General features: G+C 62.9%; 19 protein-coding genes and 1 other RNA gene. 19 read left to right on the top strand and 1 reads right to left on the bottom strand.

All coding sequences use genetic code 11. From position 1 onward, the window contains the following. The first annotated feature begins 112 nt into the window (after positions 1 to 112). From nrdR to nusB, 13 genes are all read left to right on the top strand, one after another. Positions 113 to 577 (top strand): transcriptional regulator NrdR, encoded by a 465-nt coding sequence (nrdR, locus tag H4V96_RS05845; RefSeq protein ID WP_010396152.1) that lies wholly within the window; start codon positions 113 to 115, stop codon positions 575 to 577. A 293-nt stretch (positions 578 to 870) separates the two neighbouring features. Beyond that, the gene (gene pilV / locus H4V96_RS05850; RefSeq protein ID WP_196856127.1) at positions 871 to 1,455 is read left to right on the top strand and encodes a type IV pilus modification protein PilV; all 585 of its coding nucleotides are present in this window, start codon (positions 871 to 873) and stop codon (positions 1,453 to 1,455) included. Continuing rightward, entirely contained in the window at positions 1,452 to 2,420 is a 969-nt protein-coding gene (locus H4V96_RS05855; RefSeq protein ID WP_280720755.1) for a PilW family protein, read from the top strand. Before pilV ends, H4V96_RS05855 begins: the two co-directional genes overlap by 4 nt. Before the next feature lie 9 nt (positions 2,421 to 2,429). Next, positions 2,430 to 3,089 (top strand): pilus assembly protein, encoded by a 660-nt coding sequence (locus H4V96_RS05860; RefSeq protein WP_196856125.1) that lies wholly within the window; start codon positions 2,430 to 2,432, stop codon positions 3,087 to 3,089. 56 nt (positions 3,090 to 3,145) lie between these two features. Beyond that, positions 3,146 to 7,036, top strand: a complete 3,891-nt coding sequence (locus tag H4V96_RS05865) for a PilC/PilY family type IV pilus protein (protein WP_196856124.1) — start codon at positions 3,146 to 3,148, stop codon at positions 7,034 to 7,036. A gap of 98 nt (positions 7,037 to 7,134) precedes the next feature. Next, on the top strand, positions 7,135 to 7,626 hold the full coding sequence (locus H4V96_RS05870) for a type IV pilin protein (RefSeq protein WP_196856123.1): 492 nt from the start codon (positions 7,135 to 7,137) through the stop codon (positions 7,624 to 7,626). A gap of 3 nt (positions 7,627 to 7,629) precedes the next feature. Next, positions 7,630 to 8,199, top strand: coding sequence for a GspH/FimT family protein (locus H4V96_RS05875; protein ID WP_280720756.1), 570 nt, complete (start codon positions 7,630 to 7,632; stop codon positions 8,197 to 8,199). A gap of 118 nt (positions 8,200 to 8,317) precedes the next feature. Next, positions 8,318 to 9,382, top strand: coding sequence for a bifunctional diaminohydroxyphosphoribosylaminopyrimidine deaminase/5-amino-6-(5-phosphoribosylamino)uracil reductase RibD (ribD, locus tag H4V96_RS05880; protein ID WP_193365521.1), 1,065 nt, complete (start codon positions 8,318 to 8,320; stop codon positions 9,380 to 9,382). A 41-nt stretch (positions 9,383 to 9,423) separates the two neighbouring features. Next, positions 9,424 to 10,089: a riboflavin synthase gene (locus tag H4V96_RS05885; RefSeq protein WP_010396171.1), complete on the top strand. Its 666-nt coding sequence runs from the start codon at positions 9,424 to 9,426 to the stop codon at positions 10,087 to 10,089. Between the two features lie 109 nt (positions 10,090 to 10,198). After that, a complete protein-coding gene (locus H4V96_RS05890) occupies positions 10,199 to 11,176 on the top strand; it encodes a hypothetical protein (RefSeq protein WP_196856121.1) in 978 nt (325 codons plus the stop codon). A 559-nt stretch (positions 11,177 to 11,735) separates the two neighbouring features. Then, entirely contained in the window at positions 11,736 to 12,851 is a 1,116-nt protein-coding gene (ribBA, locus tag H4V96_RS05895; protein WP_010396175.1) for a bifunctional 3,4-dihydroxy-2-butanone-4-phosphate synthase/GTP cyclohydrolase II, read from the top strand. Between the two features lie 66 nt (positions 12,852 to 12,917). Beyond that, complete coding sequence (ribH, locus tag H4V96_RS05900) at positions 12,918 to 13,400, top strand: 6,7-dimethyl-8-ribityllumazine synthase (protein ID WP_010396177.1); 483 nt, start codon at positions 12,918 to 12,920, stop codon at positions 13,398 to 13,400. Positions 13,401 to 13,588: 188 nt separating this feature from the next. Next, positions 13,589 to 14,059 (top strand): transcription antitermination factor NusB, encoded by a 471-nt coding sequence (gene nusB, locus H4V96_RS05905; protein WP_010396180.1) that lies wholly within the window; start codon positions 13,589 to 13,591, stop codon positions 14,057 to 14,059. Positions 14,060 to 14,177: 118 nt separating this feature from the next. Here nusB and H4V96_RS05910 read toward each other — a convergent pair whose 3' ends face one another. Then, positions 14,178 to 15,098, bottom strand: a complete 921-nt coding sequence (locus H4V96_RS05910; RefSeq protein ID WP_029496247.1) for a lytic transglycosylase domain-containing protein — start codon at positions 15,096 to 15,098, stop codon at positions 14,178 to 14,180. 480 nt (positions 15,099 to 15,578) lie between these two features. On the opposite strand from H4V96_RS05910, the gene ubiD reads away from it, so the two are divergent. The 6 genes from ubiD (at position 15,579) to H4V96_RS05940 (ending at position 22,099) form a co-directional block, all read left to right on the top strand. After that, entirely contained in the window at positions 15,579 to 17,063 is a 1,485-nt protein-coding gene (gene ubiD, locus H4V96_RS05915; RefSeq protein WP_010396185.1) for a 4-hydroxy-3-polyprenylbenzoate decarboxylase, read from the top strand. A gap of 123 nt (positions 17,064 to 17,186) precedes the next feature. Continuing rightward, an RNA gene (ffs, locus tag H4V96_RS05920) (signal recognition particle sRNA small type) lies at positions 17,187 to 17,285 on the top strand. Between the two features lie 237 nt (positions 17,286 to 17,522). Then, positions 17,523 to 19,880 carry a DNA polymerase III subunit gamma/tau gene (gene dnaX, locus H4V96_RS05925; protein ID WP_196856120.1) on the top strand — a complete coding sequence of 786 codons (2,358 nt, stop codon included), beginning with the start codon at positions 17,523 to 17,525 and terminating at the stop codon, positions 19,878 to 19,880. Between the two features lie 33 nt (positions 19,881 to 19,913). Beyond that, positions 19,914 to 20,240, top strand: coding sequence for a YbaB/EbfC family nucleoid-associated protein (locus tag H4V96_RS05930; RefSeq protein WP_010396201.1), 327 nt, complete (start codon positions 19,914 to 19,916; stop codon positions 20,238 to 20,240). Between the two features lie 47 nt (positions 20,241 to 20,287). After that, on the top strand, positions 20,288 to 20,878 hold the full coding sequence (gene recR, locus H4V96_RS05935) for a recombination mediator RecR (protein ID WP_280720757.1): 591 nt from the start codon (positions 20,288 to 20,290) through the stop codon (positions 20,876 to 20,878). A gap of 3 nt (positions 20,879 to 20,881) precedes the next feature. Beyond that, positions 20,882 to 22,099: a CaiB/BaiF CoA-transferase family protein gene (locus H4V96_RS05940; protein ID WP_196856119.1), complete on the top strand. Its 1,218-nt coding sequence runs from the start codon at positions 20,882 to 20,884 to the stop codon at positions 22,097 to 22,099. Positions 22,100 to 22,134: the final 35 nt, after the last annotated feature.

Here is a 22,134-nt window from a genome sequence, read left to right on the forward strand (position 1 = left end):
TTCTGTCTGACCCATTCCAGCCGTGCCCAAGGGCGCCCGCAGTGATTGGGGCGCCCTTGTATTTCAGGGCGGCGATTTCCCGTAATTATTACTATAAAGTTGTAGCCAGCCCATGAAATGTCCATTTTGCCAGCACGGCGATACCCAAGTTCTCGATACGCGCGTATCGGAGGACGGGGATGCCATTCGGCGGCGCCGCCGTTGCGGCAAATGCGACAAGCGCTTCACGACCTACGAGCGGATTGAACTTATCATGCCGGCCGTCGTCAAAAAGAATGGCAGCCGGACGGACTTCGCTGCGGATAAGTTGCGCGGCAGCTTGATGCTGGCCTTGCGCAAGCGACCCGTCGCGGCAGCCTCCTTGGATGCGGCCATCGCTTCCATCCAGGAAAAATTGCTGACCAGCGGCTTGCGCGAAGTCGATTCCGGCTATATCGGCGAATTGGTGATGCAAGAACTCAAGCGCCTCGACAAGATCGCTTATATCCGCTACGCCTCCGTGTACAAGAATTTCGAAGACGTGGCCGAGTTCCAGGATGCGATTGCCGAAGTGGGACAGGCGCGCAGCAAGCCCTGACGCTGTTTCGCCATGCCGTGTATCAGCTGCATCAGCTACAGCAGTTACAGCAGCGACATCAGCGACATCAGCTATATCAGATGCCGCTGAGGCAGCCTCCCACGCGCACCACGCCAGCGCTCGATTGGCAAGTGGTCTGATCAATCCAGGCGCTTTTTTCTGCGGCCGTTTTTCCTTCTTCCCTCCCTATATTGGCGACGTTTGCGCTGCCTCATGCCCGCGTCTTTGCGCACGCCTATCGTGTAACTGGGCCGGACGTCCGTGCGGCTCCAGTCTTGCTGCAGGAGAAGCTCATGCACAGCGGCGCGCGTGGTCCCATGGATGGCAGCAGCCTTGTCGAGGTGCTGGTGTCGCTGCTGCTGTTGGCGCTGGGTTTGCTGGGCGCCAGCATCTTGCAACTGAGCTCGCTGCGCGCGCGCCATGAATCGGCGCTGTTGTCGGCGGGCGTGCAACTGGCTGCCGGCATGGCTGAACGCATGCGCGCGAACAGCGTGCTCATGTATGGCCCCGATGCGGGCAATGCCTACCTGAACGTCAGCTACGCGGCAGCGGACGACGCCGAGCCTGCTGGCGGCGCACCCGATTGCTTCGGCCCTGCTGCCTGCAGCGCGGCCGAATTGGCGCAATTCGATATCGCCGAGTGGAAGCAGCAGTTGCAAGCGGCCTTGCCCGGCGCGCGCCTGCGTGTCTGCCGCGATGCTCCCGCTTGGGATGGCGCCGCCCAGGGCTTGCACTGGGCGTGCAGCGGCGGCAAGGGCGCGCCCATCGTCATCAAGCTCGGTTGGCGTGGCCGCCAGCCCGACCGATCACCGGCCGTAAATGGGGCTGGCGAGTCGCTGCCCCGGTTGGCATTCCAGCTCGGCGGAGGTGGCACATGAACACTGTCTTGCGCGGGCACCACGGCATGAGCCTGGTCGAATTGCTGGTGGCCCTGTCGCTGGGGGCGCTGTTGATGCTGGCGGCCAGTAGCGTACTGCTGGCCGCCAGCGGCAGTTATGGCGAGCAGTCCGCCAGCGTGCGCCTCGATGACAACGGCCGCTATGCGCTCGATAGCATCGCCCGCGCCGTGCGCCAGAGCGCGTATGTGAACTGGGACAGCAGCGCCGCGCCCGTGGCCCATGCCGATGACGATAGCGCCAATATCGCCGGCCTCGACGCGCGCAGCCTGGTCAAGAACAGTGAGGGCATCAGCGGCGCGTTGCCCGGCGCCTTGCATGGCAGCGATGTGCTGGCCTTGCGTTTTTATGGCAGCGGCCAGCAGCAGGGTGGCGATGGCTCTGTGCTCAATTGCGCCGGTTTCGGCGTGGGCGCCGCGAAAGCCGAGACACAGCGCGGCTGGAGCATTTTCTATGTCGCGCAGGGCGCTGATGGCGTGGGCGAACTGCGCTGTAAATACCGTGGCGCGAACGGCTGGGGCGCGGACGCCATCATCCGTGGCGTCGATACTTTCCAGGTACTGTATGGGCTCGACACGGATACGCCGCCCGATGGCGTGGCAAACCGGTATGTCAACGCCAGCGTGCTCGACGCCCGCGATGCCGCGCTGGTGCTGGAGGGGGCCGATGCGGCCGAGCGTCAGCGCGATTTTCATCGCCGCACGCATTGGAAGCGCGTGTCTGGCGTGCGCGTGGCGCTGCTGTTGCATGGCGAGGTGGGGCAGGTGGACAAAATGGCGCAACTGGGACCGTCGCAGTTCGACCTGTTCGGCAAAGCATACGCCGAGGCGCACGGCGCCAGCGACACGGGCGTGCGCATCGCGCGCGCGGCCTTGCCCGCAGCCACGCGCTCGCGGCTACGGCAACTGGTGCAGACCAGCATTATGCTGCGCAATGGGCCAGCATAGGCCGGCGCCATGATGGCCGGCATGGGCGCCTGCGCTGGCGTCGCCAGAGGCGCTGCTGGCGCGCGTTGGCGTGGCGCGACCCTGGTGTATGTGCTGTGTCTGCTCGTGATCATCTTGCTGCTGGGCATATCGGCGGCGCAGATGGCTTTGCAGGGCGAAAAGGCGGCGCGCGTCGAGCGTGAACGGCAGATCGCGTTTCAGGCAGCGGAGGAGGCATTGATGGATGCGCAGAATGATATCGAAGGCTTGCCCGGCGTGCCCGGGCGCAGCAGTCTCTTCGCGCCGGGCAGTGCGGCAGGCTTCGCGACCGGCTGCGGCGAAGGCGGTGCACTCGGCCTGTGCCTGCCTGCGCCCCCGGAGGCGCCGGCGCTCTGGCTGAGCATGGATTTGGCTGGCGCCGAAGCGGGCAGCCGTACGGTGCCGTTTGGCCAATTTACCGGCACCGTCATGCAGACGGGGCAGGGTTTCCTGCCGTCGCGCCGGCCCCGCTACCTGATCGAACTACTGCCATTTCACCGGCCCGGCGCGCAGGCAGCGGCAATAGCCGGCGGCCTGGCCACGGAAAGTTATGTGTATCGCATCACTGCCATCGGGTTTGGCGCGCAGGAAAGCACACAAGTTGTGCTGCAAAGTTACTACCGCAAAGAGGCGGCGGGAGGCGGACCATGAGGGCTGCGTCGTTCGCTGTATTGTCCGCTTGCTTGTTCGCTCGCTTGTCATATTGCTTGTCCGCCTCGCGGCGCGCTGGCCGCGTCTGCTCGCTGCTGCTCGCTGTCCTGGCTGGCGGCGGCGCCTTTGCCGCGGTTCCCCCGGTGGCGCTGGTGCGGGCCGACGCTGGCTTGCACGCTGCCCGCGTGCCGCCCAATCTGCTGCTCAATCTATCGTTGACGCATGCTGCGGCCGCTGCCGCGCACGGCGGCGACTATGCGCCGCAGCGCGAGTACGCCGGCTATTTTCATGCGCGCATGTGCTATGGCTATCCGTATCGCATCAAGGATGGCGCCATGTTGCCGGACTTGCGCGTAGCGACCGCTTACTTTTCCGCGCTGAAACCGGCCGATGCGCTGCACGGCTGCGGCGGCGATAGTTTTAGTGGCAACTTTCTTAACTGGGCCAGTGCCAGCATGCTCGACATCGTGCGCTATGCCTTGACGGGCGGCGACCGCGTCATCGATGAAGTGCGCAAGACGGTGCTGCAGCGCGCGTATCTGCCCAATGCCGACGGTCCCATCGACTTTTTTGCCCATCCTCTCTTTTTTCCGCGCAAGGTCTTGCAGGACGGCGTGGCGGCGGCGACACCGTTTGCGCTGGCGCGACTGGCCATCGTTTCCTGCCGCAACCGCCTGCTGTTCAGCGACGCCAGCCTCGGCCAGCCTGTGGGCGGCAGTTGCGACGCGCCCGGCAGCGCTGCCACGCACGGCGTGTTCCTGGCGCGCGTGCGCGTCTGCGACGCCGATGAGGGGCCGTTGCGCGACGACTTGTGCTTGGCGTATGGCAAAAACTACAAGCCGGTGGGTGCCGTGCAGCGCCATGGCGGCAGGGTGCGCGTGGGCGTGTTTGGCCACTTGAACGGCTTGCCCGCCAGCCTAGGCCCCGTGTATGGCGGCGTGTTGCGCGCGCCGCTGGCCCACGTGGGACCGCAGCGTTGGACGGCGCCCGATTTCTTGCCGCAAGACAATCCCGATGCCGAGTGGAATCGCGTCAATGGCGTGTATGTGGCGCAAGCTGCCAAATCAGGCGGCGCGGTGGGCGCTTACATCAATGGCCTGGGCCGCAGTAATGCGGAGCGTCCCGGTGCCTACGCCAGCGCGGCTCCGCTGGCCGAATTGCTGTACGAATCACTGCGCTACCTGCAGGGACGCCAAGCGAGCGCCGTACTGCCGCCCGCCACGGTGCCGCCCGCCATCGACGACGGCTTGCCGGTCGTGACGGTTTGGCGCGACCCGCGCAGCGTCAGCTGTCAGCGCCATAGCGTCGTCAGCCTCGGCGATGCGGGCATGGCAGGCGACCGTTACGTACCCGGCAATATTGCGGCGACGCCCCCGTCAAACGGCGACCGCGCGCGCGCCGCCGATGGCTTTGCGTCGCCGCCGTTCGATGCGATGGCCTGGACGCATGCGGTCGGTAGCCTGGAAAGTGGCGCTGCGCAAGGTAATCCTGCACCACGGCCCGAGCTGGCAGCACTGGAATTGCTGGCCCACGGAGTGCGCGGCGCCAGCTACCATGCGGCGGGCTTGGCCTACTGGTCGCATGTGCAGGCACTGCGCCCTGGCGCCAAGAACGCCGGCATGGCCCGCATCGATCACTATGCGGGCGACTTGCGCCAGGGCGACCCGGCGGGCGTGCCCGATGCTACTCCCTTATTTCTGGCGGCCAAATATGGCGGTTTTCTCGATACGAACGGCGACGCCAACCCCTACAGTAGCGCGTCGGGCAATGCGCTGGAGGAGTGGAGCGTGGATGGCCGCTGGCCCACCCATTACCTGCCGGGCAGTGATCCGGCCGCCCTGATCGCGGGCTTGCGCGCCGCTTTTGTGGCCGCCGACAAGGGTAGCTTGCCCGCGACGCTGGCGGGGCCGGCCCTGCTGGCGCTGGCCAGCGGCGCTGAAGAGGCATATTGGTTCCAGACGCAGATGCGCCTGGCCGATGGTGCCATGAGCTTGTCGCGCACCGCGTTTGCCGTGGCTGCCGATGCTGCATTGCTTCCCGGTAAGTCATTGTGGCGCGTTGGCGGGCAGGAGAAGTTGCTGCCCGATGCTGCGCCTGCCGCCTTGCGTCCCGTCTATACGCTTGCCCCCCAGGGCAGCTTGATGCCGCTGGAATGGAAGCGGCTCGATGCACAGCAGCGCAACGCATTCGAGGGTGGCGATGGCCAGGCGGGCCATGCGGAGGCGCGCCTCGCATATCTGCTGGGCGAGCGCACGCACGAAGTGGGCCAGCCAGGCGGCTTCCTGCGGCGCCGCACCGGCAGCCTGGGCGCGGCGCCGCACGGCAATTTACTGTATGTGGGCGCGCCGGGTCTGGGCATGCCGGGCACCGCTTATGGCTTGCACCGCAAGGCGTTGCTGCAGCGCCGGAAAATGCTGTACCTGGGCGCCAACGATGGCTTGCTGCATGCATTCGATGCGCGCACGGGCAGGGAATTGTTTGCCTATCTGCCGCAAGCCCTGCTGCACCTTGCTCCAGCCGCTGCGAGCACTCACTACAGTGCGGGACCGCTGCTCGACGGCGCGGCGGCAACGGCGCAAGTGCAGGCATCGGGACGCTGGAAGACGGTGCTGGTGTCGGGCATGGGCGGCGGCGCGCAGGGCGTGTTTGCGCTCGATATCACCGACCCGGCGCGCTTCGCGCAGGACGGGGCGCTGTGGGAATTCACGGACCGCGATGACAAGCTGATGGGCAATGTGCGCGCAGCGCCCGCCTTTGCCCGCATCAACATGGGTGGCAAAGAAGGCGCGCTGGCCTACCGCGATTTCGCCATCGTCGCCAGCGCTTATAACAACTATGTGAGCGATGGCAAGAATACGACGGCGCCCGCATCGGCCGCCGCCATTTTCCTGCTGGCGTTGGACAAGGCGCCCGGCACACCCTGGGTGTTGGGAAGCAATTACTTCCGGCTCAAGGTGCCCGTGGCCAGCGGCGGCGATGGCGGCCATGACAGTGGTGCGGACGCACACGCAAACCCGAATGCGGACGCAGACGCGGACGCCTTGCCCCAGGCGCTGGGTCCGCCCGCCGCCGTGGTGGCGGGCAGCGACGGCGCGCTGGCCCATGTGTATGCTGGCGATTTGCAGGGCAATATCTGGCGCCTTGACATGGCTGGCGCGCCGCCGTGGAAGGATGGCCAGGGGCGCAAGCTGGTGTTTGTGGCGCGCGATGCGCAGGGCCGGCGCCAGCCCGTGACGCAGCAGTTGAATGTGGCTTATGCGCCCGGTGGCGGCTATCTGCTGTTGTTCGGCACGGGCAAGCTGGTCGAAGCGGCCGATACCTGGCCGGCCGCTTTTTTGCCACAGTCGTTTTATGCCGTGCACGATGATTTGCAGGCCGCTTCTCCTACGCGCAGCCGGGCTGACCTGGAGCCGCGCAGCTTGGGCGAGGCGGTGGGCGGCGTGCGTCTCGATGGCGCCGAGCTCCGTTATACGGGTAGCGCCGCCATGCGCGGTTGGTACTTCGATTTTCTCAATCCTGCGCAGACGGGCGAACGCAGCATCAGCAGTGCCGTGCTCGCTGCCGGCAAGGTGATGTTCAACACCGTCCTGCCTGGGCGCGACCCTTGTGCCAAGCCCGCCACGCGCCTGTATGTGCTCGATGTACTGAGCGGCTTTGCCGCCGATAGCGCCGGTATCGTGCAGGCGGGCGCGCAGACGGGGCGTTTGTTCGATGGCCTGGCGCGCGCGCCGCCGCTGGCATTGGAACTGAGCAGCACGGTGGGCGCCGTGACGGCGGCAGGGCGTGCCGAGGGACGCAAGCAACTGCTCGTGTTGCAGCCCGGCTTGTCCGCTGCCGCCAGCGCGGTGGGCATCAAGGTCCTCAGCGCACCGTTGCCGGCGCGGCGCCTCAGCTGGCGAGAAGTGGCGAACTGGCGCGAATTGCACCAGGCGGCGAAGAAAAAATAGGGCCGGCATGCTTGGCATGTCGACGTTGACGAGCTGAAAGCGGACGCAGAGGGCGACGCCAGCGCAGCGGCTGGCGTTTTTGCGAGAGAGGAGGGCGCATGGCTGCGCTTGCAAGGCGGTACAGGCCCGTTGCAAATAGCGGCAGCATCTGCGGCTTTAGCCTGATCGAACTGCTGGCCGCGCTGGCGATCACGAGCCTGCTGCTGGCGCTGGCCGTGCCCGCTTATCACGGCCATGTCGTACGCGCCAAGCGGGTGCAGGGGCAGGCGGCCCTGCTGCGGCTGATGCAGCAGCAGGAACGTTATTATTCGCAAAATAATCACTATCTGGCCTTTTCATCGGCCTTGCCGGCGCCGCAGGTGCAAGCGTTTCCATGGTGGTCCGGCGAAGGGGGCGCCGCTGGCAGCGCGTATGAAATCGAGGCGCTTGCCTGTCCCGGATTAACAATCAAGCAATGCGTGTTGTTGCGGGCCCTGCCCGGCACCGCCAAGGTCGATGCGCAGTTTCAGGATGCCGATTGCGGCGTCCTCTCCTTGCGCAGCACGGGTCAGCGCAGCAGCAGCGGTCCCGCCAGCCATTGCTGGCCCTAGCTCATGCTCGCGCAGCGGCGGCCACGCTGGAACGGGCATACCTTGCTCGAATTACTGGCCGTGCTGGTGATTGCCGCGTTGTTGGCGGCCGCTGCCATGCCCGCCTTGCCGCATTTGCTGGCGCGCCAGCAAATGCGCGCGGCAGTCATGGACTTGTTCTCGGCTATCGAATTGACGCGGGCGCAGGCGATGGCGCGCGGACAGCGCGTGCTGTTGATGCCGGCCGGAGCCGGCGGCACGGACTGGGGCGCTGGCTGGCTGATCTTTGTCGACCAGAATGCCAATCTGGTGTTCGACGGTGCTGACGAATTGCTGTTGCGCCAGGGGCCGTTGCCGTCAGGCATCACGACCCAGTTCGCGTTTTCGTCGGCCACGGCGCCGTTTTATATCGCCTACAATGGCGCAGGGCGCAGTTGCAGCGCAAGCAATAGCCTGGCAGCGCGCTGGGGTACCTTGACCCTGACTTTGGGAAAGCAGGTGCGGCATATTAAAATCAATATGCTGGGCAGGGTGCGTGTGTGCGACCCGCAGCAGCAAACGGTCAATTGCAGCGGCGTGGCCGACAGTTCCTGAGCCGGCTCATCTGAATCACCTGGATCACCTGAAACACCTGGATCACCTGAAATACCTGTTGCTTACCCATTACTCACTATTAAAGAAGCCCGTGGAAATACTGAACGATATCGATGGCATGCGTCTGGCGCTGGAATGGGCGGCGCGCGGTTTATACACGACCTCGCCGAATCCCCGCATCGGCTGCGTGATCGTCAAGGATGGCCAGGTGATCGGTGCCGGCGTGACGCAGGCGGCCGGGCACGATCATGCCGAGGTGCAAGCGCTGGCCAATGCGGCGGCGCGCGGCAACGACGTGCGCGGCGCCACCGCCTATGTCACGCTGGAACCGTGCAACCACCATGGCCGTACGCCGCCTTGTTCCGATGCGCTTGTGCGCGCCGGGCTGGGGCGCGTCGTGGCCGCCATGACGGACCCGAACCCGCTGGTGGCGGGGCAGGGGCTGGCCAAGCTGGAAGCGGCCGGCATCGCCGTCACCACGGGGGTGCTGGCGGAGCAGGCACATGAAATGAACATCGGCTTCTTTTCGCGCATGCAGCGCGGCAAGCCGTGGGTGCGCATGAAAACGGCGGCCAGCCTCGATGGCATGACAGCCTTGCACAATGGGCAAAGCCAGTGGATCACGGGGGCGGCAGCGCGCGCCGACGGCCATGCGTGGCGTGCGCGCGCCTGCGCGATCCTGACGGGCATCGGCACGCTCAAGGCGGACGATCCGCAATTGAACGTGCGCGCCGTCGAAACGCCGCGCCAGCCGCGCCGCATCGTCGTCGACAGCCGGCTCGACATCAGCCTTGATGCACGCATCCTTGCCGGCGGCGGCACGTGGATCGTGGCCGCTGTCGCCCATCCCGAGAAGCAAGCGCAGCTGCGCGCCTTGGGCGCGGAAGTCATTCTGTTGCCGAACGCGGCTGGCAAGGTAGACCTGGCCGCGTTGATGCAGGAACTGGGTCGCCGGCAAATCAATGAAGTCCACGTCGAGGCCGGCGCCAGGCTGAACGGCTCGCTGATCCGCGAAGGCTGCGTCGACGAACTGCTGGTCTACCTGGCGCCCACCTTGTTGGGCGATGCGCAAGGCATGTTTGCCTTGCCCGCATTGACGGATCTCAAACAGCAACGTACTTTGCAATTTCACCAGGTTCAGCAAGTGGGCGAAGATTTGCGTATCCTTGCTAGATTCGCCTAGCGCAATTGATATTTTTTTTATACTTTTTTAAGGTTAGCTCCATGTTTACAGGAATTGTTGCCGCCATCGGCAAGATTGAAACCGTGCAAGCGCTCGACGGCGGCCTCGATGCAGGCGTGCGCTTGAGCATCCATGCGGGCGGCTTGCCGCTGGCCGACGTGGCCCTGGGCGATTCGATCGCCATCAATGGCGCTTGCATGACGGTGGTGGAAAAAACGGATACGGGCTTTGCCGTCGATGTCTCGCGTGAAAGCCTCAATTGCACCGCGGGCCTCGATACCGCCACGGAAGTGAACCTGGAAAAAGCCCTGACCCTGGCCGAGCGCCTGGGCGGCCACCTGGTATCGGGCCACGTCGACGGCTTGGGCATCGTGCGCAAATTTGAAGCCGTGGGCGAATCGTGGGAACTGGTCATCGAAGCGCCGCACACCTTGGCGAAATACCTGGCCATCAAAGGTTCTGTCGTCGTCAATGGCGTGTCCCTGACCGTCAATCGCGTGGAAGACCTGGGCGCGGGTGCCGTCAACGGCTGCCGCTTCTCGATCAACCTGATTCCGCACACGATCGCCATGACGACCCTGAAACACATGACGGTCGGTGGCAAGGTCAACCTGGAAATCGACTTGATCGCCCGCTATGTCGAGCGCATGCTGTCGCTGGACAAGGCTGGCGCTGAACACGGTACCGAACACAGCTACCAAGCGTAGTGATGCAGCGAAGCTATCGAGTGTAGCAATACAGCGGTGCCTGGCCTAGCGTGTGCCGCTTGTCGTCACTACGCGCATACTATGTAGCTTTGCGTAGTGGAGGCCAGGCATGGACCCGATTTCGCGCGCAAGCGTGCCTAATGCCATACCGGCGACGCCCCGCGTGGGCGAGGCGGCGGCGCTGGCGCCAGCATCGCCTGTGCCGTCGTCTGGCGCGCCAGCAACGCTTGCCGTGCTGCCATCGACCCAGGTCGAGCTCTCTGCGCTGGGCCAGTTTCTGTCCGGGGTGGCCTTGTCGCGCCGGCAACTGCTGGCCTTGCAGGGCGTCACGGACGAGGCCATGGCAGCCAATGCCCGCGTCAATGTCAATGACGACTTGCTGGTGCTGGCGCGGCAGTTGACGGCATCGTTGAGCCAGCTGCAAACGAGCACGATCAATGCCAGCCAACTGGCGACGGCCGGCGACACGGCGGGCAGCCTGGCGCAGCGCTACGATGTGCTGTCAGGCGATGGCACGATGAATGCGACGGCTGCGCTGGCGCAGGCGGGCTTGGCCCGCATCGGCATCGATTTGCGCAATGGAGAGGTGAATGCAGCAACGTTGCAGGCCGCGTATGCGGCCGACAGCAATGCCACGCTGGACGCCCTGCAACAGGGAACGGACGTGCTGGCACAGGCCGGTGCCGCGCTGGCCCGGCAGCAGGGCGCTTTACTGGCGACCAATGTCGAGGCCGATCTGACGCTTGTCGCGCTGCCGACGCAGCAAGAGGAGGTCGCGCGTGCTGCCCCGGCGCTGGCAGGCGCAGCGCAAGTGCAGGCCGATGCGGGCCAGGCGACGGCGCAAGCGCAGTTAGCCCAGAAAAATGCGCAAGCGCAAGAGCTGGCCGCGCAAAATGCGGGCATGGCCATGCCGCCGCCGTCAGCGCAAGACCCGTCCGTGGCTGCGGCCATCGCCGCGTATCATGTGAACAATGCCGCCCTCAATCCTGGCTTGATGCATGGGCCAATGCCGGCCAGCGACTCGCGCCTGCCGCTGGTGGCCCCGGTGGCCCCCGTGGAAGCCGTCAAGCCCGTCCCTAAAATCTAGGGCAGCAGGCTTGCTTCCACGGTAATAAGGAGCGCCTGCTACGGTGCAAACTAAGGGGTGCGAAAAGGAACAAGGAGCGCCTGCTACGGTGCAAACTAAGGGGTGCGAAAAGGAGCGCCTGCTGCGGCGCAAACTACGGGGTGCGAAGCGGCAGTCAATGTGCCGAGCCGAATGTGCTGAGTCGAATGTGCTGAGTCGAATATGCCGGGCCCTTTGCAAGGCCGGCGGCGCGCGTTTTGCCGCCTTTGTCTGCGCCGGGTCGGGCAATTGGCGCTTTGTGGGGCAGGCTGCGGCGCGCATGCCGCAAAGCTGTCTTATTTCAGGCCTGCAAGCGCTAAATCCTTTAAAATAGCAGACTATAAGAAAATTCCTGCAAATTCGCGGAATCTTCGCGCTCCATGTTGCAGTTTTTAGTTTCATTAACAACGCTAGGCAAAATCGTGGCGAGCGCAAGGGAGAGGTGGCTGAGAAGCGCAAGCGTACCAAGGTACTTTGCCCGTCGCAGGCCGCCCGTACTCACGCGCAGCAGGTTTTGACAGGCGTCCTAAGAGGATGAATAATGTCTATTTCCAGCACCGAAGAGATCGTCGCTGAATTGCGCGCGGGCCGCATGGTGATACTGGTCGATGAAGAAGACCGGGAAAATGAAGGCGATCTGGTGCTTGCCGCCGATTTCGTGACGCCTGAAGCCATCAATTTCATGATCACGCATGCGCGTGGCCTGGTGTGCCTGACCCTGACGGAAGAGCGTTGCGACGAGCTGAACCTGTCGATGATGACGTCGCGCAACGGCACCGCCTATGGCACCAACTTTACCGTCTCGATCGAAGCGGCCGAAGGCGTGACGACGGGTATCTCCGCTGCCGACCGCGCCAAGACCATCGAGGTGGCTGTTGCCAAGGGCACGCAGCCCAGCGATATCGTCCAGCCTGGCCATATCTTCCCGCTGAAAGCCCAAAAAGGCGGCGTGCTGATGCGCGCAGGCCACACGGAAGCCGGTTGCGACCTCACTGCCATGGCTGGCCTGACGCCCGCGTCCGTGATTTGCGAAATCATGAAGGACGACGGCACCATGGCGCGCCTGCCGGACTTGCTGGTGTTTGCCGAGCAACACGGCTTGAAAATCGGCACGATTGCCGACTTGATCCATTACCGCAGCCAGACGGAATCGCTGGTCGAGCGCGTTGCCGAGCGCACCTTGCGCACGGCGCACGGCGATTTCCGTTTGATCGCCTTCCGTGACAAGCCCAGCTCGTCGGCCCACCTGGCCCTCGTGCACGGTGATCTGGTATCCGACCAGGAAGCGCTGGTGCGCGTGCACCAGCCTGTCTCGCTGCTCGATGTGCTGGAAAACGAAGCGACCACCCACTCGTGGACGGTGGCCGCCTCGATGGCTGCCATCAAGCAGTCCGAGCGGGGCGTGATGGTCTTGCTGAACTGTGGCGAGACCTCGAGTGAACTGTTTGCGCAGTTCGCTGCACTCGACACGCCGCAAGCCAAGCCGAAAGGCCGTGCCGCCAGCATGGACTTGCGCAGCTACGGCATCGGCGCGCAAATCTTGCGCGACCTGGGCGTGAGCAAGATGAAATTGCTGGCGAGCCCGCGCAAAATGCCGTCGATGGTCGGTTTCGACCTGGAAGTGACGGGTTTTCAGTGCCCTGGCGAGCAGAAGTAATTGATACACAATCTTCAGCGGCCCGGCGCGCGGCGCCGCCGCTGAACACTTATAAAGAGGCATATGATGACCGTAGGAACCTATGAAACCAATTTTGCCGGCGAAGGTTTGCGCGTCGGTATCGTCCAGGCACGATTCAATGAAATCGTCGGTGGTGGCTTGCTGTCGGCATGCCTGGAAGAGTTGAGCAAGCTGGGCGTGGCCGATGAAGATATCCTGCACGTGACCGTGCCGGGCGCCCTGGAAATCCCACTGATTCTGCAAAAAATGGCAGAAACCGAGCAATTCGATGCCCTGATCGCATTGGGCGCCGTGATTCGCGGTGAAACCTATCACTTCGAGCTGGTATCGAACGAATCGGGCGCGGGCATCACGCGCATCGGTCTCGATTACGGCATTCCTATCGCCAACGCAGTGTTGACGACCGAAAACGACGAGCAGGCGGAAGTGCGCATGCTGGTCAAGGGAGCCGAAGCGGCACGCGTGGCAGTGGAAATGGCTAATTTGGCGCAAGCGCTAGAAGAGTTGCAAGAATCCGACGAAGATTAAGCGCGGGTGACAAGAATGCCATGGCTGCGTTGCAAGGCCTCGCCGTACTTGCGTACTGTCTTCGGTTTCGCGCCTTGCCCTGACATCCTTCTCACGCACGCTTTAATTGCGGCTGCGCTGCCTAAAAGCACGCCGCAATGTCTCGCCGGAATTTGTAGTGAACACGTACTTAAGAACAGGTAACAATCATGACTGAGAAAAATTTGCTCGCCAATCCCAGCAAAAACCGCACGCCGCGTCACCGCGCGCGCGAGTTTGCGCTGCAGGGCTTGTATCAGTGGCTGCTGAACAATGAAGACGCGACCACCGTCGTCAACAATATTCGCGCCGCGCACGGCTTCGACAAGGCCGATGGCGATCATTTCACGGTGCTGCTGTACGGCGCCATCAAGGATTCGCTGGCGCTGCGCGACAGCATGGCTCCTTTGATCGACCGCAATATCGCCGAACTGTCGCCCATCGAACACGGCATCTTGCTGATCGGCGCTTTCGAGCTGAAGAACAACATGGAAATCCCGTACCGCGTTGTCATCAACGAAGCGGTCGAGCTGGCCAAGTCGTTTGGCGGCATCGACGGCCACAAATATGTGAACGGCGTGCTCGACAAGCTGGCAGTGAAATTGCGCGAGGACGAAGTCAACGCCAACAAGCGCAAGTAATAGAGACACAGATTCTGCGGTGATAGCCGCAGCCAATAAAAAAGCCACCGGCACTTTGCGTGCGGTGGCTTTTTTATTGGAGACTATTTTTGCTAGCCCTGTGAGGGCTTCTAAAGGGTCACAGGCCGGCGATCTCGTTGTGCGTTGCCATCTTGAGGCTGATGCTGCCGCTTTCGGCCAGCGTGGCCTTGGCTGGCGCTGGCGTGTTCGATGCCATCACTGGCGTGGTGGTCGGCACGCGCTGGCCGTTCGATACTTGCTTCAGACGACGGTATTCGGCCAGCACGCGCGAGCCGTAGCCCGAGTCGGTGGCGAAGTTGGCGGCGCCCACGTAGGTTTTCAAGCCCGCTTCGACGGAGCCGCCACGCGTGACATAGTCTTTCAGGATCAAGGAGCCGACGCGGATGTTGGCGACCGGATTCAGCGCTGCTTGCACGCCACCCATTTCCTGGAAGCGTTCATGGTGTACTTTTGACATGACTTGCATCAAGCCTTGTGCGCCCACGGGGCTTTCGGCGAATGGGTTCAAGCCCGATTCGACGGCCATCACGGCCAGGATCAGCAACGGGTCGAGCTTGATTTCACGCGCCGTCAGATAGGCCGTCGAAACGAGCATATTGGTCGCATCGTTGGCTACGCGGTAACGCTTGGCAAGCCAGGTGGTAACCCATTGCTGCTGCTTTTGCGTGCCCAGCAAGGCTTTTTCTTCCTTGGTCAAAGGTGCCTCGTTGGCGGCGGCCGTTTGTACGGAAGCAGGCGCTTCCATCAGTGCCGACAGCGCCGGTGCTTCAACAGCTTGTGCTTCTGCCATCGGCAGCGGGAACAGGCTGTGCGTCAGTTGCTTGCCCAGGTCGGGGCGGAACATCAGCAGGGCGATCAGCGCCAGGGCGGAAATGCCGAACACTGTCAGTGTGTGTTGCGCCGTTGCTAATACGCCGCGTGCCGAAATGGCTTGTGCGCGGGCGCGCAAACGCGCCAACGCTGGCTGTCCAGCCATGGTTGAAGCAGACAAGGCTGCTTCAGTGCTACGATGAGTCATAGAGTTCCCCGAAATGTCGCGTCAACAGGCAGTCCCTCCGCAGGGTCGCGGTGTCGTGGGTGCTGCCAATGCCGTGCATCAGAAATATCACATCGTTACCGCCGCGTATGGATGCGTGCGAGAAACGCCGTCATTGCTTGCTTGAGCTGATCCGTCCCATCTTGGTATTGGATCAGTCGCAATACAACTTTTACCGGGGGTAAGGCAGACGCCTTTTGAAAACACTCCTTAAAATGTCATGTGGAGCCCCGACTCCGTGAATGAAAGAGAAACGCTAAAATCAAGCTCTGGGCCGGCGTGCTCTTTCAAGTTGGGCGAATTGTAGAAGCCGTTTTATATCAAGTCAATACTAACGAATCGATTCTTTATTACTTTTATGTCTAACTTATTGTCTTGCATTGTGCCAAAAGCCAATAAAATCAATTACTTGGCATCTATCCTTCAGCAACGGCGTCCGACGTCAAAAAAATTTAAAAACACATGAAATATTCAGATTTGCGGGATTTTATTTCCCAGCTGCAACAAATGGGTGAGCTTAAGCCCATTTCGACCCCTATTTCACCGATTTTGGAGATGACCGAGGTGTGTGACCGCACCTTGCGTGCGGGCGGACCGGCCTTGCTGTTCAATAATCCCACGGGACACACGATGCCGGTGCTGGGCAATCTGTTCGGCACCACCCGCCGCGTGGCGTTGGGCATGGGGGCGCAAGATGTCAGCGAGTTGCGCAAGATCGGCCATGTGCTGGCGCGCCTGAAGGAGCCGGAACCGCCGAAGGGTTTCAAGGATTTGCTGGGCCTCGGTTCGCTGGTGAAATCCGTGTGGGATATGTCGCCCAAAGAGTTGCGCGGCGCGAAGTGCCAGGAAATCGTCTGGGAAGGCAATGACGTCGACCTGGCGCGCCTGCCCATTCAGCACTGCTGGCCTGGCGATATCGCTCCCCTGATCACCTGGGGCCTGGTGATCACCAAGGGCCCGAACAAGAAGCGGCAAAACCTGGGTATTTATCGCCAGCAAGTGCTGGGACGCAATAAGGTCATCATGCGCTGGCTGGCGCACCGCGGCGGGGCGCTGGACTTCCGCGAGCATGCGATTCAAAACAAGGGCAAGCCGTATCCGATCGCTGTCGCGCTCGGCGCCGATCCCGCTACTATATTAGGCGCCGTGACGCCGGTGCCCGATAGCCTGTCCGAATACCAGTTCGCCGGCTTGCTGCGCGGCAGCCGTACGGAGCTGGTGAAAGCCATCGGCAGCGAATTGCGTGTGCCCGCTTCGGCCGAAATCGTGCTCGAAGGTCACATCTATCCCGATGAAAACCATCCGAGCGGCTATGAACATGCGCTGGAAGGGCCGTATGGCGACCATACAGGCTACTATAATGAGCAGGACAGTTTCCCGGTATTTACCATCGACCGCATCACCATGCGCCGCGATCCGATTTACCATTCCACGTACACGGGCAAGCCGCCGGACGAGCCGGCCATACTGGGCCTGGCCCTGAATGAAGTGTTCGTGCCGCTGCTGCAAAAGCAGTTTGGCGAAATCACCGACTTTTATCTGCCGCCCGAAGGCTGCAGCTACCGCATGGCCGTGGTGCAGATCAAGAAGCAGTACGCGGGCCACGCCAAGCGCGTGATGTTCGGCGTGTGGAGCTTCTTGCGCCAGTTCATGTATACCAAGTTCATCGTGGTGGTCGACGAAGACGTGAATATCCGCGACTGGAAAGAGGTCATCTGGGCCATCACCACGCGCGTCGACCCGATCCGCGACACGACGCTGGTCGACAATACGCCCATCGATTACCTGGACTTTGCCTCGCCGGTCAGCGGCCTGGGCAGCAAGATGGGTATCGATGCGACGAATAAATGGCCGGGCGAAACGACGCGCGAGTGGGGTACGACCATCGCCATGACGCCGGAAGTGAAGGCCAGGGTGGATGGCATCTGGCAAGAGCTGGGCTTGTAGAGCCAACCCAAGAGCAGATGCTGGGGTCGTACCCTCAGGGTACGACCCCAGATTTTGCCTTTGGGGGTACGCTGGTTTTGTGTGACTTCCCCAATCTTGCGCAGGTCGGTTATAATTATCCCCGGCGGGCCCCTGCGCATCGTGGCATGGCTAACCTGGTCAGGTCGGGAACGAAGCAGCCACGGCTATTAACCATGAGTGCCGCAGATCAGGCTCGCCTCCTTCGGGAATGTTGTATGAGGATCATCAAGCTAGCTGCCATGGGCAGCTTTTTTGTTTTTACGGCGACATTTTTCCCTAGTGCCGCAGCATTGCCGAGCGTGCCGTGTTTTCCCTGTCTCTCACGGGCCATGTTATACAATTGCTGCTTTGCCGCGTTTGCCATAGTGTATGGCCCGGCCATGAGGCTTGCGCCCGTCGCGCAGGATCACCCGCAAAATCGCATGGTAAAATCTCAGCATGTCCTATCAAGTCCTCGCCCGTAAATACCGCCCCAAGAATTTCGAGACGCTCGTCGGCCAGGAGCATGTCGTGCGCGCGCTCACGCATGCCTTGCACAGCGGTCGCCTGCACCATGCCTACCTGTTCACGGGCACGCGCGGCGTCGGCAAGACGACCCTGTCGCGCATCCTGGCCAAGTCGCTCAATTGCATCGGTCCCGATGGTAGCGGTGGCATCACGGCCCAGCCTTGCGGCGTGTGTGTAGCGTGCACGGCAATTGATGCGGGACGCTTTGTCGACTATATAGAGATGGATGCGGCGTCCAACCGCGGCGTTGACGAAATGGCGCAGCTGCTGGAACAAGCGGTCTACGCGCCAAGCAATGCGCGCTTCAAGGTCTACATGATCGATGAGGTGCACATGCTGACCAACCATGCGTTCAATTCCATGCTGAAAACCCTGGAAGAGCCGCCCGAGCACGTCAAGTTCATCCTGGCTACGACGGATCCGCAAAAAATTCCCGTGACCGTGCTGTCGCGCTGCCTGCAGTTCAACCTCAAGCAGATGCCGCCTGGCCACATCATCAGCCACCTGGACAATATCCTGGGGCAGGAAGGCATCGCCTTCGAGCAGCCGGCCTTGCGCCTGCTGGCTCAGGGCGCACACGGTTCCATGCGCGATGCCTTGTCGCTGACGGACCAGGCTATCGCCTATGCGGCCGGCGCAGTAACGCTCGATGCCGTGCAAGGCATGCTCGGCGCGCTCGACCAGTCCTACCTGGTGCGCTTGCTCGACGCTCTGGCGCAGCAAGATGGCGCCGACCTGCTGGCCGTGGCCGACGAGATGGCGGCGCGCAGCCTGTCTTACAACGGTGCCCTGCAAGATTTGGGCACCTTGCTGCATCGCATTGCGCTGGCGCAAACTGTGCCCGCCGCCTTGCCGCAGGATTTGCCCGAATACGCTGACATCGTGCGCCTGGCATCTGCTTTTGACGCCGAAGAAGTGCAACTGTTTTACCAGATTGCCGTGCATGGCCGCAATGAACTGGGCTTGGCGCCTGACGAATACGCGGGCTTTACCATGACCTTGCTGCGCATGCTGGCCTTTCGGCCCGGCGTAGGCGGTGCCGATGGCGTACCGGCGGCAGCGCCTGTGGCAGCGCCGGGCAACCGTCCCGCTGCCGTCGCTGCCGCGCGCGCCGCAGCAGGAGCTTCTGCACCCGCTGCCCGCGCCGCCATGAACAGCGTGGCCAGCCATGCTGCCGTGACACCGCCCGCCGTCGCCGCCGCCGCTGCCGCCAGCATGGCGCGCAGCGAAGCGCCGCCACCACGCGTGGCTGCCTCTGCTGCTGCACGTGCTCCTGCGCCGGCACCCCTAGCCACGCCGTCGCCAGTGCCGGCCGCGCCGCTGCCAGCAGCCTCGGCTGCGGCTGCACCGGCTGCACCGGCTGCATCGGGCGCACCTATCAGTTCCGCGCGTGCCGCCATCAATGCGGCGCTGGAAGCGGCGCGTGCCGCCTCGAAAGGCCGTCCGGGCAGCGCGCCAGCGGCGCCATCGTCGGCACCCAAGCCGGCGGCGCCCGAAGTCGCCGCTGCGGCTGCGGCTACGGTACTGACGCCAGCTCCGGCCGCGCCGGTCCAGGCAGCGCCGCCACCGCCCGCCGCTGCGAAAGCGCTGGCGCCGTGGGACGATGCGCCAGCCGTGGTCGTGGTGCAAGTTGGCGCGACCGCGCCTGCCTCTGCGCCGTCGGCACGCCAGGCTGCGCTGCCACAGCAGGCCCCGGCGCCGGACGACGACGACTTGCCGCCGTGGGTTACCGAATTTTCTGACGACAGCGCCTCTATCGCCGTCTCGGCGCCAGCCGCGCAGAGCACCGAGCAGCCCGCCGTCGTCATGCCGCAACGTGCTGCCAAGCAAGCTGCGCCCAGCGGGCCATATGTGATTACGCCCGTGCCGGGGCTGGACTGGGACGGCAACTGGCCCGCCGTCGCCGCCGTCCTGCCGCTGCGCGGCGTGGCTCAGCAGCTGGCTGTGCAAGCCGAGCTGATCGAGTGCCTGCACGATGGCCACAGCACCACGTTCCGTCTGCGCGTGCCCATCGACACGTGGCGCAGTCAGGCCAACGTGGAAAAACTGGCCGCAGCCCTGAGCGAGCGCTTTGACCGCAAGGTCAACGTCGATACGGAACTGGGCGCCGTCTGGTACACGGCCAGCGCGCAAGCGCAGGCCCACCGCGAAGCGTGCCAGCTGCAAGCGGAAGCGACCATCGCAAGCGACCCCTTCGTGCTCGACATGCAGCGTGCATTCGACGCTTTTGTCGTGCCGGGGACGATTACCCCTGCACCGGCCGGCTCTGCTGCGCCGACCCTGCATTGATTATTACTAAACTGAATTGAACGGAGCATTCTTATGATGAAAAATCAACTGGCTGGCCTGATGAAGCAGGCGCAAGCAATGCAAGACAACATGAAAAAGGCCCAGGATCAACTGGCGCTGGTGGAAGTGGAAGGCCAGTCCGGCGCCGGCCTCGTGAAAATCGTCATGACGTGCAAGAACGACGTCAAGCGCGTTTCCATCGACCCGTCGCTGCTGGCCGACGACAAGGACATGCTGGAAGACCTGGTGGCTGCCGCCTTCAATGACGCCGTGCGCAAGGCAGAAGCGACATCGGCGGAAAAAATGGCAGGCTTGACTGGCGGCATGAACTTGCCAGCCGGCTTCAAAATGCCATTCTGATGCCACGCCGCATGCGCACGATCTGTGGCACGGGGCAGGGTTGATCCATGTCCAAGTCGCTTGAATTTTTGACCGAGGCGCTGCGGCGCCTTCCCGGCGTCGGCCCCAAGTCGGCGCAGCGGATGGCATTTCATTTGTTGCAGCACGATAGGGAAGGCGCGGCCATGCTGTCGCGCGCCCTGTTCCAGGCCGTCGATGCCGTGCATCACTGTGGCCTGTGTAATACCTTTACCGAACATGAAGTGTGTGAGACTTGTCTCGACGAAGAGCGCGACAAGCGCTTGCTGTGTGTGGTGGAAACGCCTGCCGACCAGTTGATGATCGAGCAAACACTGACCTACAAGGGCTTGTATTTCGTCCTCATGGGGCGACTCTCGCCACTCGACGGCATCGGTCCGAAAGATATCCACCTGGAAAAATTACTGGGCCGCGCCAACGATGGCGTGGTCGGTGAAGTGGTGCTGGCCACCAATTTCACGAATGAAGGCGAAGCGACGGCTCACTACATCAGCGAAATGCTCAAGGCGCGGGGCTTGCGCGTGAGCCGTTTGGCCCGTGGCGTGCCCTTGGGCGGCGAACTCGAATACGTTGACGCGGGCACGATTGCCCGCGCGATGCTCGACCGCAGGGCAACCTAAATCATGCAAGAAAATATCTCTGCTGGTCCTTTGGCGGGCATCAAAGTGCTGGAGCTGGGCACCCTGATCGCGGGGCCATTTTGCGCCCGCATGCTCGCTGAATTCGGCGCCGACGTGATCAAGATCGAGTCGCCCGATGGTGGCGACCCCATCCGTACCTGGCGCGTGCTCAAAGATGGCACTTCGCTGTGGTGGTCGGTGCAAGCGCGTAACAAGAAAAGCCTGACCCTGAACCTGAAAACGCCGCAAGGGCGCGCGATTGCCCGCCAGCTGGCCCTGGAAGCGGACATCATCATCGAGAATTACCGCCCCGGCGTGCTCGAAAAGTGGGATCTCGGCTATGCGCAGCTCAAGCAAATCAAACCGTCCCTGATCATGGTGCGCCTGTCCGGCTTTGGCCAGACGGGACCGATGAAGGACTTGCCCGGTTTCGGCGCCATCGGCGAATCCATGGGCGGCTTGCGCTATGTGTCCGGCTTTGCCGACCGCCCGCCCGTGCGCGTCGGCGTGTCCATCGGCGACTCGGTGGCAGCCCTGCACGGCGTGATCGGCGCCATGATGGCGCTGCGCCACCGCGATGTGACGGGTGGACGCGAGCACGGCGAAGGACAGATGGTCGACGTGGCCCTGTATGAATCGGTGTTCAACCTGATGGAGTCGCTGGTGCCCGAATATGACCAGGCGGGCGTGGTGCGCGAGCGCACCGGTGGTTCCTTGCCTGGCATCGTGCCCTCGAATACCTATACGACGGGCGACGGCGAAAACATTGTGATTGCCGGCAATGGCGACGCCATCTTCAAGCGTTTGATGCTGGCCATGGGGCGCATCGACATGGCGGGCGACCCGCAACTGGCGCGCAATGATGGCCGCGTGACGCGCACGCAGGAGATCGACGATGCCATCGGCGCCTGGTGCGCCACACACACGATCGATAGCGCACTGGCCGTGTTGAAGGCGGCAGACGTACCATCGGGTAAAATTTACTCGGTGCGCGATATGCTGAGCGATCCGCAATTTATCGCTCGCAATATGTTCGAGCAACACCATTTTGCCGATGGCACGCCCGTCAAACTGCCTGCCATCAGCCCGAAATTATCCGCCACGCCGGGCAAGACCCAATGGCTGGGGCCGACCCTGGGCCAGCACAACGATGAAGTGCTGGCCTCGCTCGGCTATGACGCGGCCGCCATCGCGCGATTGAAGGCCGATGGGGTGGTGTAGGTTTAGCTTGGCAAATCATTTTGACCCCAGGCAAG

The organism is Janthinobacterium sp. CG_23.4 (assembly GCF_029892305.1).
In the GTDB taxonomy this organism is placed as follows: domain Bacteria; phylum Pseudomonadota; class Gammaproteobacteria; order Burkholderiales; family Burkholderiaceae_D; genus Janthinobacterium; species Janthinobacterium lividum_D.

Excerpts from the sequence above, each read along its gene's own strand:
- nrdR (WP_010396152.1), top strand. The coding sequence starts at position 113 with ATGAAATGTCCATTTTGCCAGCACGGCGATACCCAAGTTCTCGATACG.
- pilV (WP_196856127.1), top strand. The coding sequence starts at position 871 with ATGCACAGCGGCGCGCGTGGTCCCATGGATGGCAGCAGCCTTGTCGAG.
- H4V96_RS05855 (WP_280720755.1), top strand. The coding sequence starts at position 1,452 with ATGAACACTGTCTTGCGCGGGCACCACGGCATGAGCCTGGTCGAATTG.
- H4V96_RS05860 (WP_196856125.1), top strand. The coding sequence starts at position 2,430 with ATGATGGCCGGCATGGGCGCCTGCGCTGGCGTCGCCAGAGGCGCTGCT.
- H4V96_RS05870 (WP_196856123.1), top strand. The coding sequence starts at position 7,135 with ATGGCTGCGCTTGCAAGGCGGTACAGGCCCGTTGCAAATAGCGGCAGC.
- H4V96_RS05875 (WP_280720756.1), top strand. The coding sequence starts at position 7,630 with ATGCTCGCGCAGCGGCGGCCACGCTGGAACGGGCATACCTTGCTCGAA.
- ribD (WP_193365521.1), top strand. The coding sequence starts at position 8,318 with ATGCGTCTGGCGCTGGAATGGGCGGCGCGCGGTTTATACACGACCTCG.
- H4V96_RS05885 (WP_010396171.1), top strand. The coding sequence starts at position 9,424 with ATGTTTACAGGAATTGTTGCCGCCATCGGCAAGATTGAAACCGTGCAA.
- H4V96_RS05890 (WP_196856121.1), top strand. The coding sequence starts at position 10,199 with ATGGACCCGATTTCGCGCGCAAGCGTGCCTAATGCCATACCGGCGACG.
- ribBA (WP_010396175.1), top strand. The coding sequence starts at position 11,736 with ATGTCTATTTCCAGCACCGAAGAGATCGTCGCTGAATTGCGCGCGGGC.
- ribH (WP_010396177.1), top strand. The coding sequence starts at position 12,918 with ATGACCGTAGGAACCTATGAAACCAATTTTGCCGGCGAAGGTTTGCGC.
- nusB (WP_010396180.1), top strand. The coding sequence starts at position 13,589 with ATGACTGAGAAAAATTTGCTCGCCAATCCCAGCAAAAACCGCACGCCG.
- H4V96_RS05910 (WP_029496247.1), bottom strand. The coding sequence starts at position 15,098 with ATGACTCATCGTAGCACTGAAGCAGCCTTGTCTGCTTCAACCATGGCT.
- ubiD (WP_010396185.1), top strand. The coding sequence starts at position 15,579 with ATGAAATATTCAGATTTGCGGGATTTTATTTCCCAGCTGCAACAAATG.
- dnaX (WP_196856120.1), top strand. The coding sequence starts at position 17,523 with ATGTCCTATCAAGTCCTCGCCCGTAAATACCGCCCCAAGAATTTCGAG.
- H4V96_RS05930 (WP_010396201.1), top strand. The coding sequence starts at position 19,914 with ATGATGAAAAATCAACTGGCTGGCCTGATGAAGCAGGCGCAAGCAATG.
- recR (WP_280720757.1), top strand. The coding sequence starts at position 20,288 with ATGTCCAAGTCGCTTGAATTTTTGACCGAGGCGCTGCGGCGCCTTCCC.
- H4V96_RS05940 (WP_196856119.1), top strand. The coding sequence starts at position 20,882 with ATGCAAGAAAATATCTCTGCTGGTCCTTTGGCGGGCATCAAAGTGCTG.